Below are 13,707 nucleotides of genomic sequence, written 5' to 3'. Positions count from 1 at the left end.
CTGGTTCACCAGGGTCCAAAGTGGTAGCATATCATGAATATCCTCCCTTTGATGACGAATGCTTATGTCTATACAGAACGAAATGCCTGGTTACAACGAAATGAACCGGTTTTTGAATCAACAAGGGGCCGGTCTGACCCCGGCTGAAATGCATGGTTTAATCAGCGGGATGATTTGCGGCGGCAACAACGACAGCTCATGGCAGCCGCTGTTGCACGACCTGACGAACGAAGGTCTGGCCTTCGGGCATGAGCTTGCTCAGGCGCTGCGCAAAATGCACGCGGCGACCAGCGACGCGCTGGAAGACGACGGCTTTCTTTTTCAGCTTTATCTGCCTGAAGGCGACGATGTCAGCGTATTCGATCGCGCAGATGCATTAGCCGGGTGGGTTAACCACTTTTTGCTTGGCCTCGGCGTAACGCAGCCTAAACTTGATAAAGTCACCGGCGAAACGGGTGAAGCGATTGACGACCTGCGTAATATTGCGCAGCTTGGTTATGATGAGAGCGAAGATCAGGAAGAGCTGGAGATGTCGCTCGAAGAGATCATCGAATATGTCCGTGTTGCGGCGTTGTTATGTCATGACACTTTCACGCGCCAACAGCCGACCGCGCCGGAAGTGCGTAAACCGACGCTACACTAAGAAAAAACGAAATGGAGGCCATGTCATGACTCAGCAGGAATACCAACGCCGTCGCCAGGCATTACTGGCGCAAATGCAGCCCGGCAGCGCCGCGCTGATCTTTGCCGCGCCGGAGGCGACGCGCAGCGCAGACAGTGAATATCCGTATCGCCAGAGTAGCGACTTCTGGTATTTCACCGGTTTTAACGAACCGGAAGCCGTGCTGGTACTGATTAAGAGTGATGACACCCACAACCACAGCGTTTTGTTCAACCGCGTTCGCGACCTGACGGCGGAAATCTGGTTTGGTCGCCGTTTAGGACAGGATGCCGCGCCGGAAAAACTGGGCGTTGACCGGGCGCTGGCGTTTAGCGAAATCAACCAGCAACTCTTTCAGTTGCTTAATGGTCTGGATGTGGTGTACCACGCGCAGGGCGAATATGCGTATGCCGACGAGATTGTTCTGGCTGCGCTGGAGAAGCTGCGTAAAGGCTCCCGCCAGAATCTGACCGCGCCGGCCACCATGACTGACTGGCGACCGATCGTCCATGAGATGCGCCTGTTCAAATCGCCGGACGAGATTGCTGTCCTGCGCCGCGCCGGGGAAATTAGCGCGCTGGCGCATATTCGCGCGATGGAAAAATGCCGTCCGGGGATGTTTGAGTATCAGCTGGAGGGGGAAATTCACCACGAATTTAATCGCCACGGCGCGCGCTATCCCTCCTATAACACCATTGTCGGCAGCGGCGAAAATGGCTGTATCCTGCATTACACTGAAAACGAAAGTGAAATGCGCGACGGCGATTTAGTGCTTATCGACGCGGGCTGTGAATATAAAGGTTACGCGGGCGACATCACGCGTACTTTCCCGGTGAACGGGAAATTCACGCCAGCCCAGCGTGAAATTTATGACATCGTTCTGGAATCGCTGGAGACCAGCCTGCGACTGTTCCGTCCTGGCACCTCTATTCAGGAGGTGACCGGCGAGGTCGTGCGCATCATGATAACCGGGCTGGTGAAGCTGGGGATTTTGCAAGGAGAGGTTGATCAACTGATTGCCGAAAATGCGCATCGTCCTTTCTTTATGCATGGCTTGAGCCACTGGCTGGGGCTGGATGTTCATGATGTCGGCGTTTATGGGCCGGATCGCTCCCGCATCCTGGAGCCGGGCATGGTGCTGACCGTAGAGCCAGGCCTCTATATCGCGCCGGATGCCGACGTGCCGGAAGCGTATCGCGGCATTGGCGTTCGAATTGAAGATGACATCGTCATTACCGAAACCGGTAATGAAAACCTGACCGCTGGCGTTGTGAAGAAGGCGGATGACATTGAAGCATTAATGGCGGCGGCGCGGCAGCAATGAGCGTCATTATCGTTGGCGGCGGCATGGCTGGCGCGACGCTGGCGCTGGCTATCTCTCAGTTCAGTCATGGGATGTTGCCGGTACACCTGATTGAAGCGAAAGCGCCTGAAGCCGACGGTCATCCCGGCTTTGACGCCAGAGCGATTGCGCTGGCGGCGGGCACTTGCCAGCAACTGGCGCGAATTGGCGTCTGGCAGGCGATTTCCGATTGCGCAACGGCAATCAACACCGTACACGTCAGCGATCGCGGTCATGCCGGATTTGTGACTCTCGACGCGCAGGACTACAGCCTGGCAGCGTTGGGTCACGTTGCGGAGCTGCATGATATCGGGCTGCGTCTGTTTGCGCTCTTGCGTAAAGCGCCAGGCGTTACGCTGCACTGCCCGGAGCGCGTAGCCAGCGTGTCGCGTACCCAACAGCAGGTTAACGTCACTCTGGAAAACGGCAATGTGATAGCTGGCAGCGTGCTGGTGGCGGCTAACGGTACCCACTCCGCGCTGGCGTCAGCCTGCGGCGTTGACTGGCATCAGGAGCCTTACGAACAGTTAGCGGTGATAGCGAATGTCGCGACCGCGATCCCGCATCAGGGACGCGCCTTTGAACGTTTTACTCCCAATGGCCCGCTGGCGATGTTGCCGATGTCGCATGGCCGATGTTCGCTGGTTTGGTGTCACCCGCTCGACCAGCGCGATGAGGTGCTGAGCTGGTCCGACGCGCAGTTTTGTCATGCGTTGCAGGCCGCGTTCGGCTGGCGGCTGGGGCGAATTACTCAGGCGGGTAAGCGCAGCGCGTATCCGCTTGCCCTGACTACGGCGGCGAAAGTGTTTACTCACCGGACTGTCGTGGTCGGCAATGCGGCGCAGACGTTGCATCCTATCGCCGGACAAGGGTTTAATCTCGGTCTGCGCGATGTCATGAGCCTGGCGGAAACGCTGGTCACGGCACAGGACGCGGGCGAGGATATTGGCGCCTGGCACGTGTTATCGCGCTATCAGCAGCGTCGTCAGGTTGACCGGGATACGACGATTGGCGTAACGAACGGTCTGGTCCATCTGTTTGCAAATCGTTGGGCACCGTTGGTTATCGGGCGCAATATCGGTTTAATGGCGATGGAATTATTACCACCTGCGCGCGATGCGCTGGCACAGCGGACCTTAGGTTGGGTTGCGCGTTAAGCAGATCTGTAGGCCGGATAAGGCATTTACGCCGCCATCCGGCATCGTGTTCGTAAAAATGCCGGATGGCGGCTTCGCCTTATCCGGCCTACGGTTTGATTGTTCCGGTTTCCAGGAGTAAATAGTGCAAAGTGTTGATGTAGCAATAGTTGGCGGAGGCATGGTGGGACTGGCTGTCGCCTGCGGCTTGCAGGGAAGTGGTTTGCGCGTTGCGGTACTGGATCACGTTGTCCCCCAGCCGTTGGCGAACGATGCGCCGCCTCAGCTTCGGGTGTCGGCGATTAATGCCGCCAGCGAAAAACTGCTTACCCGTCTTGGCGTATGGTCAAACATTGTGGCGCGACGGGCAAGTTGCTACCACGGTATGGAAGTCTGGGATAAAGACAGCTTTGGCCGTATTACGTTTGATGACGCAAGCATGGGATATAGCCATCTGGGGCATATTGTTGAAAACAGCGTCATTCACTATGCACTGTGGCAAAAAGCGCAGCAAGCGGCGGATATCACCTTAATGGCGCCAGCGGAGCTACAGCAGGTCGCCTGGGGGGAAAACGACGCCTTCCTGACTTTAAAAGACGGCGCGATGTTAACCGCGCGTCTGGTGATTGCCGCGGATGGCGCCAACTCCTGGCTGCGTAACAAAGCGGATATTCCCTTAACTTTCTGGGACTACCGTCACCATGCGCTGGTAGCGACTATCCGCACCGAAGAGCCGCACGGCGCGGTTGCTCGCCAGGTGTTTCATGGTGAAGGTATTCTGGCGTTTTTGCCGTTAAGCGATCCGCATCTGTGTTCCATTGTCTGGTCGCTTTCTCCGCAGGATGCGGAGCGTATGCAACAGAGCGGCGACGAGGCGTTTAACCAGGCGTTGACTATCGCCTTCGATAATCGGCTGGGCTTATGCCGCCTGGAAAGCGAACGGCAGATTTTTCCGCTGACGGGCCGCTATGCTCGCCAGTTTGCCGCGCATCGTCTGGCATTGGTCGGCGATGCCGCGCACACCATCCACCCGCTGGCAGGACAAGGCGTCAACCTCGGCTTTATGGACGCGGCCGAACTGGTGGACGATCTGCGCCGGCTTCAGCGCCAGGGCAAAGACATTGGTCAACATCTTTATCTTCGTCGTTATGAGCGTAGCCGTAAACATAGCGCGGCGATGATGCTTGCCGGGATGCAAGGTTTTCGTGACCTGTTTGCCGGCGAAAATCCGGCAAAAAAATTGCTGCGCGACATCGGGCTGAAACTGGCGGATACGCTCCCCGGCGTCAAACCCCAACTGCTTCGCCAGGCAATGGGGCTAAACGACCTTCCGCAATGGCTTCGTTAAGCGTCTGACTGCACGCCAGCAAGAGTTTGAAACCCGTCACACTTTGCTTTCCCGGCTATCGCGCCGGGGGGCTTTCCTCGTTTGAAATAATCTAATTTCACCGCTTATTTCGCATTATATTTTCTAATGCCACTATTTTTGGCGAACGCGATTTTCGACATTTTTTCCGCATTTAATATTAATTTATGTTGTGGTAAATCGTATCAGCTTCCTTTTTATGACGGTTATTTAGTGTGATATTGGTTTTTTGTGCTGATGAGATTTTAGCGTTTTTTAGTCATAAGCTAATGTGATGGTAAATTCAGCCTTATGGTTTAGCGCCTGGTTCGGTGGTAAGTTCAGGAGCAAGAGAACGTTTGCGTCGGCGCAGGAAAAAGGGCGTCGATGCCAGGTTTCGTGGCGAAGATTTCCCATGAAAATGGTTGTTAGCCCCCGCTAATTCAACGAGGAAAAGATGGCCCAACAGACGCCTTTGTACGAACAACACACGCTATGCGGCGCCCGCATGGTCGATTTTCATGGCTGGATGATGCCCCTGCATTACGGCTCTCAGCTTGATGAACACCACGCTGTGCGCACCGATGCCGGGATGTTTGATGTATCGCATATGACCATTGTCGATCTTCATGGCAGCCGTACACGAGAGTTTCTACGTTATCTGCTGGCCAACGACGTCGCGAAGCTAACGAAGACGGGTAAAGCCCTCTACTCCGGTATGCTTAACGCATCGGGCGGCGTGATTGATGACCTTATCGTCTACTACTTCACTGAAGATTTCTTCCGTCTCGTTGTTAACTCCGCCACCCGCGAAAAAGACCTCTCCTGGATTACCCAACACGCTGAACCTTATGCCATCGACATCACCGTTCGTGACGACCTGTCGCTGATTGCGGTACAGGGGCCGAATGCGCAGGAAAAAGCGGCGACTCTGTTTACTGACCAACAGCGCCATGCAGTAGAAGGTATGAAGCCGTTCTTCGGCGTTCAGGCGGGCGATCTGTTTATCGCCACCACCGGTTATACCGGCGAAGCGGGCTATGAAATCGCCATGCCGAATGAAAAAGCGGCGGATTTCTGGCGTGCGCTGGTGGAAGCGGGCGTGAAGCCGTGCGGTCTTGGCGCGCGCGACACGCTGCGTCTGGAAGCAGGCATGAACCTGTACGGTCAGGAGATGGATGAAGGTATCTCTCCGCTGGCGGCTAATATGGGATGGACTATCGCCTGGGAACCTGCTGACCGCGACTTTATTGGCCGTGAGGCGCTGGAGATGCAGCGTGAAAAAGGCCACGAACAGTTGGTCGGTCTGGTGATGACCGAGAAAGGCGTATTGCGTAATGAACTGCCGGTGCGTTTTACCGATGCGCAGGGCAATCAGCAAGAAGGCATTATCACCAGCGGGACGTTTTCCCCAACGTTGGGCTACAGCATTGCGCTGGCGCGCGTTCCGGCGGGCATCGGCGAGACGGCGATTGTACAAATTCGTAACCGTGAAATGCCGGTAAAAGTGACTAAACCTGTTTTTGTGCGTAACGGCAAAGCCGTCGCGTGATTCATCCTTTTTTGGAGATTAATTGATGAGCAACGTACCCGCAGAACTGAAATACAGCAAAGAACACGAATGGCTGCGTAAAGAAGCGGATGGCACTTACACCGTTGGCATTACTGAACACGCTCAGGAGCTGTTGGGCGATATGGTTTTTGTTGATCTGCCGGAAGTCGGCGCGACCGTAAGCGCGGGCGACGACTGCGCCGTGGCGGAGTCCGTAAAAGCGGCGTCCGACATTTATGCGCCGGTAAGCGGCGAGATCGTGGCGGTAAACGATGCGCTGAGCGACTCCCCGGAGCTGGTGAACAGCGAACCGTATGCCGGTGGCTGGATCTTTAAAATCAAAGCCAGCGATGAAAGCGAACTTGAATCGCTGCTGGATGCCACCGCGTATGAGGCATTGTTAGAAGACGAATAATGTTGTGCCGGATGGCGCTAATGCTTATCCGGCCTACTCACTGCAACGCGAATGATTTTGCGTATTCGTTTTCGCACGCGTAGGCCCGGTAAGCGTCAGCGCCACCGGGCAACTGAGTTAGAGACAATCACGATTCACTGCACGTTTCAGGAACCATCGCCCATGACACAGACGTTAAGCCAGCTTGAAAACCGCGGCGCTTTCATTGAACGCCACATCGGACCGGACGCCGCGCAGCAACAAGAGATGCTGAATGCGGTTGGCGCCGAGTCGTTAAACGCGCTGACAGGTCAGATTGTGCCGAAAGACATTCAGCTCGCGACTCCGCCGCAGGTTGGCGAGGCGGCAACCGAATATGCCGCACTGGCGGAATTAAAAGCCATCGCCGGGCGTAACAAGCGCTTCACGTCGTACATTGGCATGGGCTACACCGCCGTGCAGCTACCGCCGGTTATCCTGCGCAACATGCTGGAAAATCCGGGTTGGTATACCGCCTACACTCCTTATCAGCCGGAAGTCTCTCAGGGGCGTCTGGAAGCGCTGCTCAACTTCCAACAGGTGACGCTGGACCTGACGGGACTGGACATGGCTTCCGCCTCGCTGCTGGATGAAGCGACCGCCGCCGCTGAAGCGATGGCGATGGCAAAGCGCGTCAGCAAACTGAAAAATGCCAACCGTTTCTTTGTCGCCTCTGATGTCCATCCGCAAACTCTGGACGTCGTGCGTACGCGTGCCGAAACCTTTGGCTTTGACGTCATTGTGGATGACGCGGCGAAAGCATTGGATCACCAGGATGTGTTTGGCGTGCTGTTGCAGCAGGTTGGCTCCACGGGCGAAATTCACGATTACAGCGCGCTGATTAGCGAACTCAAAGCCCGTAAAGTGATTGTCAGCGTCGCCGCCGACTTTATGGCGCTGGTGCTGCTTACCGCGCCGGGCAAACAGGGCGCGGACATTGTTTTCGGCTCTGCGCAACGCTTCGGCGTACCGATGGGGTATGGTGGCCCGCACGCGGCGTTCTTTGCCGCCAAAGACGAATTTAAACGCTCCATGCCAGGCCGTATTATTGGCGTCTCAAAAGATGCGGCGGGCAATACCGCACTGCGCATGGCGATGCAGACTCGCGAGCAGCATATCCGTCGTGAGAAAGCGAACTCCAACATTTGTACCTCGCAGGTACTGCTGGCTAACATCGCCAGTCTGTATGCCGTTTATCATGGTCCGGTCGGTCTGAAGCGCATCGCTAATCGTATCCACCGCCTGACCGATATTCTGGCGGCAGGTCTGCAGCAGAAAGGCTTAAAGCTGCGTCATGCGCATTACTTTGACACGCTGTGTGTGGAAGTGGCTGATAAAGCTGCGGTACTGGCGCGTGCGGAAGCGGCGGAGATCAATCTGCGCAGCGATATTCATAACGCGGTAGGTATCACCCTTGATGAAACCACCACCCGTGAGAATGTGGCGCAGTTGTTCAATGTTTTGTTGGGCGACAGTCACGGTCTGAACATTGAAACACTGGATAAAGACGTGGCGCTTGATAGCCGTTCCATTCAGCAAAGTATGCTGCGCGACGATGCGATTCTGACGCATCCGGTATTTAACCGTTTCCACAGCGAAACCGAGATGATGCGCTACATGCACTCGCTGGAGCGTAAAGATCTGGCGCTGAATCAGGCGATGATCCCGCTGGGTTCCTGCACCATGAAGCTGAACGCTGCCGCCGAGATGATCCCTATCACCTGGCCGGAATTCGCTGAACTGCACCCGTTCTGCCCGCCGGAACAGGCCGAAGGATATCATCAGATGATTAGCCAGCTTTCTGACTGGCTGGTGAAACTCACCGGGTACGACGCCGTCTGTATGCAGCCTAACTCCGGCGCACAGGGGGAATACGCGGGGCTGCTGGCGATTCGTCACTATCACGAAAGCCGCAACGAAGGGCATCGCGATATCTGCCTGATCCCGGCTTCTGCTCACGGCACTAACCCTGCTTCTGCACATATGGCAGGAATGCAGGTGGTGGTGGTCGCCTGTGATAAGAACGGCAACATCGACCTGGACGATCTGCGGGCCAAAGCAGAACAACATGCTGCGAACCTTTCTTGCATCATGGTGACCTATCCGTCCACCCACGGCGTCTATGAAGAAACGATCCGTGAAGTGTGTGAAGTTGTGCACCAGTTCGGCGGCCAGGTTTACCTTGACGGCGCGAACATGAACGCTCAGGTCGGCATCACCTCACCGGGTTTTATTGGCGCGGACGTTTCGCATCTTAACCTGCATAAAACTTTCTGCATTCCGCACGGCGGCGGTGGCCCAGGCATGGGACCGATTGGCGTGAAAGCGCATCTGGCACCGTTCGTACCGGGTCATAGCGTGGTGCAAATCGAAGGCATGTTAACCCGTCAGGGCGCGGTGTCTGCGGCGCCGTTCGGCAGTGCCTCTATCCTGCCAATCAGCTGGATGTACATCCGCATGATGGGCGCAGAAGGCCTGAAGCAGGCAAGTCAGGTCGCGATTCTTAACGCTAACTACATTGCCAGCCGTCTGAAAGACGCGTACCCGGTACTGTATACCGGTCGCGATGGCCGAGTGGCGCACGAATGTATTCTTGATATTCGCCCATTGAAAGAAGAAACCGGCATCAGCGAGCTGGATATTGCCAAGCGTCTGATCGACTACGGTTTCCATGCGCCAACCATGTCGTTCCCGGTGGCGGGCACGCTGATGGTTGAACCGACGGAATCTGAAGGTAAGGCTGAGCTGGATCGCTTTATCGATGCGATGCTGGCTATTCGCGCAGAGATTGACCAGGTGAAAGCGGGTGTCTGGCCGCTGGAAGATAACCCGCTGGTGAACGCGCCGCACATTCAGAGCGAACTGGTCGCCGAGTGGGCGCATCCGTACAGCCGTGAAGTTGCCGTATTCCCGGCAGGCGTGGCAGACAAATACTGGCCGACGGTGAAACGTCTGGATGATGTTTATGGCGACCGTAACCTGTTCTGCTCCTGCGTACCGATTAGCGACTACCAGTAATTTACTGATTCGACTGTTTTCTAAAGGCGCTTCGGCGCCTTTTCAGCTTGTTAATAAAGTGCGTTTTGTTTATGTCGGATGCAGTGTGAGTGCCTTATTCAGGCTACAAAGTGTTACTAATTCAATATATTACAGTAAATCGTTGGCTCCTGTCAGGCAACCTGGCGTTTGTATCAGTGTATTAGCCAGAATTAAATTACCGGTTTTTTAGAGTCTAATGATTCATTGTGCATCATTTTTACCTTGCTGTTATTTAATCAAAATAACACGGTATATATACATGTGGTTACAAATGGTTTCTCTCCGGAATCGTTATTTACCTCTCAATATAGTTGAAAAAATTTCCGTATATTAAATTCATCAAGTTATTAGTTTAAATTATAAATTAAAAACAAGCATAAATAACGTAAATATTTATTAACTTAGCGCTTTGTTTTTTATACCTGGAGGGAATAATGAAACGATTTATATTTCTGCCATTAATGACATATTTTATATTAATGAATGCAATGGCAGCTAACGGAGAAAATAATCCCAGTAATCTATTAGGTGCACCAGTTAATACCGCTATTTCTGGTGGTTCAGTATTGCCGGAAGGAAAGTTATTAACCGCCGTGAATAGCTCATTTCGCGATAAAGATCATCAAATCGAGGGGCACGGAAGTCCGGATGTTTACTCCCAGATATGGTTATTGAAGATTCGTTACGGTTTGACCGACAGACTGGAATTATCAACTGTGGGTTCCTATATCAATAACAAACGAGACAATCTGTCTCCTGAGCACATAGAGGGAATGGGCGACCAATCGGTGGGGGTCAATTATGCTTTAATGAGCCAGCGAAGAGGTGATCCGTTTTGGGTTACGGTAGGTGGGGCATTATTACTACCCACCGGGCAAGATGGAGATAATCATTTGCCTGGGAATAGCGCCTGGGGAGGAAGAGTAACACTCACTTTAACAAAATTATTTACTCCTAACATTAAAGGGGATATGGGTTTTGTCTATCAGGGACCATTTGAGCGCGGTAACCAGGACGTGAAACGAGGTAACGAATTCCAGTGGAATACCCAGGTGCGGTATATGTTTAGCGATTTACCGCTGGATCTTGGTCTGGAAAGTGCCTACAGCAATAATGCCTCTGGAACGAAAAAACTGTCTAATGGCAGCGTAATTAATAACCATTCTGGAACTACCGAATGGGTTGTTGGTCCGTCATTTAATATTGCCGTCGATTCACTGAAATTATGGTTTGGTGCCGGAGCCTTCTTCCCGGTAATGCAGGAAGCGAAGTCGCCAACCAAAATGGAAGATGTACGCTGGGAATTTAAAATAGGTAAGACCTGGTAAGACTCGTTCAAAGTGTTACCCGCCGACTGGCGGGTAACGTGCAGGAGTTAAAGCTTCTCGCCGTTGCTGGCAATCACCTCTTTGTACCAGTTGAAGCTCTTCTTACGCGAACGCGACATATCGCCCGTACCGTCATCGTGCTTGTTCACGTAGATGAAGCCGTAGCGCTTGCTGTACTGACCTGTGGTGAACGAGACGCAGTCGATGCAGCCCCACGGCGTGTAGCCCATCAGGTCGACACCATCGTAAGTCACCGCTTTTTTCATCTCTTCAATATGGGCGCGCAGGTAGTCAATGCGATAGTCGTCGTTGATGCTGCCATCTTCTTCTACTTTGTCGTAAGCACCAAAACCGTTTTCGACAATAAACAGCGGCTTTTGATAGCGTTCGTACAGTTCACACAATGAATAACGCAGGCCCACCGGGTCAATCTGCCAGCCCCAGTCAGAGGCTTTAACATAGGGGTTCGGTACGCTGCCTTCAAAACCGGAAATCGCATCGCCGCTACCGCCTTCGGCTTTGACCGCGTTGGTCATGTAATAACTGAAACCAAGATAATCGCAGGTGCCTTCGCGCAGCACTTCAAGATCGCCATCTTCCATTTTGATGTTAAATCCGCGGCGCTCCCACTCGTTCAACACATAGGACGGGTAATAGCCACGCAGCTGCACATCGGTAAAGACGTAGCGTTCACGCATCGACTCCTGAGCAAACATCACATCTTTTGGTTTACAGGAGAAAGGATACAGCGCGACCATCGCCAGCATACAGCCCACTTTCATCTGTGGATTAATGCGACGTGCCGCTTTTACCGCCAGCGCGCTGGCGACAAACTGATGATGTAAGACCTGATACATGGTTTCTTCTGGATTCTCATGCTCGGTATACACCACGCCGGAACAGCAGTAGCCAAACAGCGGCGCGCGCCAGTTTCGCTGGTTGTTAATTTCGTTGAAGGTCATCCAGTATTTGACCTTATGTTTGTAGCGTTCAAACACGACTTCAGCAAAACGGACAAAGAAATCAACGACCTTACGATTGGTCCAGCCGCCGTAGTGCTGTACCAGATGTAATGGCATTTCAAAGTGGGAAAGGGTGATGACCGGTTCGATGTTGTATTTGAGTAACTCATCAAACATGTCGTCGTAGAATTTCAGACCGGCCTCGTTTGGCTGGGATTCGTCGCCATTCGGGAAGATACGCGTCCAGGCAATAGAAGTACGGAAGCATTTGAACCCCATTTCGGCGAAAAGACGGATGTCTTCTTTGTAATGTCCGTAAAAATCCACCGCCTCATGGTTCGGATAGTATTTGCCAGCAACGACATTCTGGGTAATTTCGCGTGGCACGCCGTGTGCGCCGCCGGTTAGCACGTCGCAGATGCTGGGGCCTTTACCGCCTTTATTCCAGCCGCCTTCAACCTGGTGTGCGGCAACCGCGCCGCCCCATAAAAATCTTTTGGCAGGGTGAGTTTTCTCATTGTTGCATAATCTCAATTTATTTAGTCTGTTATCATTCATTCTGCACCAAATGACATGTAAAGCGTACGCAAAATTCCAGGGGGCCCGCGTGTCGGGGCAGGAACACATTCAGATCGTAACATCCACTTCAAGGGGCCATATTCAGGGGATAACCACATGCAGCCAAACGACATTACTTTCTTTCAACGTTTCCAGAATGACATTCTGGCAGGGCGTAAAACCATCACTATTCGTGATGCCTCCGAGTCCCACTTTAAAGCAGGCGATGTGCTACGCGTGGGGCGGTTCGAAGATGATGGCTATTTTTGCACAATCGAAGTGACAGGAACGTCAACTGTGACGCTGGATACGCTGAACGAAAAACATGCGCAACAGGAAAATATGTCACTTGATGAGCTGAAACGAGTCATTGCTGAAATCTATCCCAACCAGACGCAATTTTATGTGATTGATTTTAAATGTCTTTGATAAATATGAACGCGTGTTAGTTGAGTTTTTGTAATTAACTTATTGAATAATATGCAAAATTTAATTTTGCGAATTTATTTTAGCTAACATGTGTTCACTGGAACCATTCTCAGTTACGCTAGAGGCGCAGTTCATCGTTATGAACGTTTCTCCGGAGTAAGTTATGGTGCAAAAACCATTAATGACGCAGGGATATTCGCTGGCTGAGGAAATCGCCAACAGTATTAGCCACGGCATTGGATTGGTATTTGGTATTGTCGGCCTGGTGCTGTTGTTGGTTCAGGCGGTAGAGGCGAATGCTGGTATGACGGCTATCGCCAGCTACAGTTTATATGGCGGGAGCATGATCCTGCTTTTTCTTGCCTCAACGCTTTATCATGCCATTCCTCATCAGCGGGCAAAAATCTGGTTAAAGAAATTTGATCACTGCGCTATCTATCTGCTCATTGCCGGAACCTATACGCCATTTCTGCTGGTAGGTCTGGATTCGCCGCTGGCGCGCGGACTAATGATTGTGATCTGGAGCCTGGCGCTATTCGGTATCCTCTTCAAGTTGACGATTGCGTACCGATTTAAAGTGCTTTCGCTGGTTACGTATCTGGCAATGGGCTGGCTGTCGCTGATAGTGGTTTATCAGTTAGCGATTAAGCTGGCGATAGGCGGCGTGACGCTTCTGGCGGTAGGTGGCGTCGTTTACTCGCTGGGCGTAATTTTCTATGTTTGCAAACGCATACCTTATAACCACGCCATCTGGCATGGCTTTGTGCTGGGCGGCAGCGTGTGCCATTTCCTGGCCATCTATTTGTATGTGGGACAGGCGTAATTCCCGGATGCCCGTGCCGGATGGCGGCGCTGTCGCACCTTATCCGGTCTACGAGAACAGCGCGTGCGAGCCTGATGGCGTTGCGCTATCAGGCTATCC

General features: G+C 53.0%; 10 protein-coding genes and 1 pseudogene. 10 read left to right on the top strand and 1 reads right to left on the bottom strand.

Annotated features, from left to right (window positions below; all coding sequences use genetic code 11):
- The first annotated feature begins 64 nt into the window (after positions 1–64).
- The 8 genes from NAZ64_RS05600 to NAZ64_RS05565 all read left to right on the top strand — a co-directional run bounded on the left by NAZ64_RS05600 (position 65) and on the right by NAZ64_RS05565 (position 10,836).
- The gene (locus NAZ64_RS05600; RefSeq protein WP_000027236.1) at positions 65–643 is read left to right on the top strand and encodes a YecA/YgfB family protein; all 579 of its coding nucleotides are present in this window, start codon (positions 65–67) and stop codon (positions 641–643) included.
- A 25-nt stretch (positions 644–668) separates the two neighbouring features.
- Positions 669–1,985: a Xaa-Pro aminopeptidase gene (gene pepP, locus NAZ64_RS05595; protein WP_023212709.1), complete on the top strand. Its 1,317-nt coding sequence runs from the start codon at positions 669–671 to the stop codon at positions 1,983–1,985.
- Positions 1,982–3,160, top strand: a complete 1,179-nt coding sequence (gene ubiH / locus NAZ64_RS05590; protein ID WP_220569639.1) for a 2-octaprenyl-6-methoxyphenyl hydroxylase — start codon at positions 1,982–1,984, stop codon at positions 3,158–3,160. Before pepP ends, ubiH begins: the two co-directional genes overlap by 4 nt.
- A 124-nt stretch (positions 3,161–3,284) precedes the next feature.
- Positions 3,285–4,487 (top strand): FAD-dependent 2-octaprenylphenol hydroxylase, encoded by a 1,203-nt coding sequence (gene ubiI, locus NAZ64_RS05585; protein ID WP_001192143.1) that lies wholly within the window; start codon positions 3,285–3,287, stop codon positions 4,485–4,487.
- Between the two features lie 454 nt (positions 4,488–4,941).
- Positions 4,942–6,036 (top strand): glycine cleavage system aminomethyltransferase GcvT, encoded by a 1,095-nt coding sequence (gcvT, locus tag NAZ64_RS05580; protein WP_000068738.1) that lies wholly within the window; start codon positions 4,942–4,944, stop codon positions 6,034–6,036.
- Positions 6,037–6,061: 25 nt separating this feature from the next.
- Entirely contained in the window at positions 6,062–6,451 is a 390-nt protein-coding gene (gcvH, locus tag NAZ64_RS05575; RefSeq protein ID WP_001295377.1) for a glycine cleavage system protein GcvH, read from the top strand.
- A gap of 162 nt (positions 6,452–6,613) precedes the next feature.
- Entirely contained in the window at positions 6,614–9,487 is a 2,874-nt protein-coding gene (gene gcvP / locus NAZ64_RS05570; RefSeq protein WP_220569640.1) for an aminomethyl-transferring glycine dehydrogenase, read from the top strand.
- Positions 9,488–9,942: 455 nt separating this feature from the next.
- A complete protein-coding gene (locus tag NAZ64_RS05565; RefSeq protein WP_220569641.1) occupies positions 9,943–10,836 on the top strand; it encodes a transporter in 894 nt (297 codons plus the stop codon).
- A gap of 47 nt (positions 10,837–10,883) precedes the next feature.
- Here the strand turns inward: NAZ64_RS05565 and bglA are convergent.
- Positions 10,884–12,316 (bottom strand): annotated as a pseudogene (bglA, locus tag NAZ64_RS05560) (6-phospho-beta-glucosidase BglA).
- A gap of 157 nt (positions 12,317–12,473) precedes the next feature.
- Between bglA and yqfB the strand changes: the two are divergent.
- Positions 12,474–12,785, top strand: coding sequence for a N(4)-acetylcytidine aminohydrolase (gene yqfB / locus NAZ64_RS05555; RefSeq protein WP_001182976.1), 312 nt, complete (start codon positions 12,474–12,476; stop codon positions 12,783–12,785).
- A 163-nt stretch (positions 12,786–12,948) separates the two neighbouring features.
- Positions 12,949–13,608, top strand: coding sequence for a PAQR family membrane homeostasis protein TrhA (gene trhA / locus NAZ64_RS05550; protein ID WP_039589320.1), 660 nt, complete (start codon positions 12,949–12,951; stop codon positions 13,606–13,608).
- The last annotated feature ends 99 nt before the right edge of the window (positions 13,609–13,707 follow it).

This window comes from Salmonella sp. A1325, assembly GCF_056991255.1.
The sequence above is the reverse complement of the archived record's forward strand: the minus strand, read 5'-3'. Positions and strand labels throughout refer to the sequence as shown.

Coding starts and splice junctions, on each gene's coding strand:
- NAZ64_RS05565 (WP_220569641.1), top strand. CDS start 9,943: ATGAAACGATTTATATTTCTGCCATTAATGACATATTTTATATTAATG.
- NAZ64_RS05600 (WP_000027236.1), top strand. CDS start 65: ATGTCTATACAGAACGAAATGCCTGGTTACAACGAAATGAACCGGTTT.
- yqfB (WP_001182976.1), top strand. CDS start 12,474: ATGCAGCCAAACGACATTACTTTCTTTCAACGTTTCCAGAATGACATT.
- trhA (WP_039589320.1), top strand. CDS start 12,949: ATGGTGCAAAAACCATTAATGACGCAGGGATATTCGCTGGCTGAGGAA.
- gcvT (WP_000068738.1), top strand. CDS start 4,942: ATGGCCCAACAGACGCCTTTGTACGAACAACACACGCTATGCGGCGCC.
- ubiH (WP_220569639.1), top strand. CDS start 1,982: ATGAGCGTCATTATCGTTGGCGGCGGCATGGCTGGCGCGACGCTGGCG.
- pepP (WP_023212709.1), top strand. CDS start 669: ATGACTCAGCAGGAATACCAACGCCGTCGCCAGGCATTACTGGCGCAA.
- gcvP (WP_220569640.1), top strand. CDS start 6,614: ATGACACAGACGTTAAGCCAGCTTGAAAACCGCGGCGCTTTCATTGAA.
- gcvH (WP_001295377.1), top strand. CDS start 6,062: ATGAGCAACGTACCCGCAGAACTGAAATACAGCAAAGAACACGAATGG.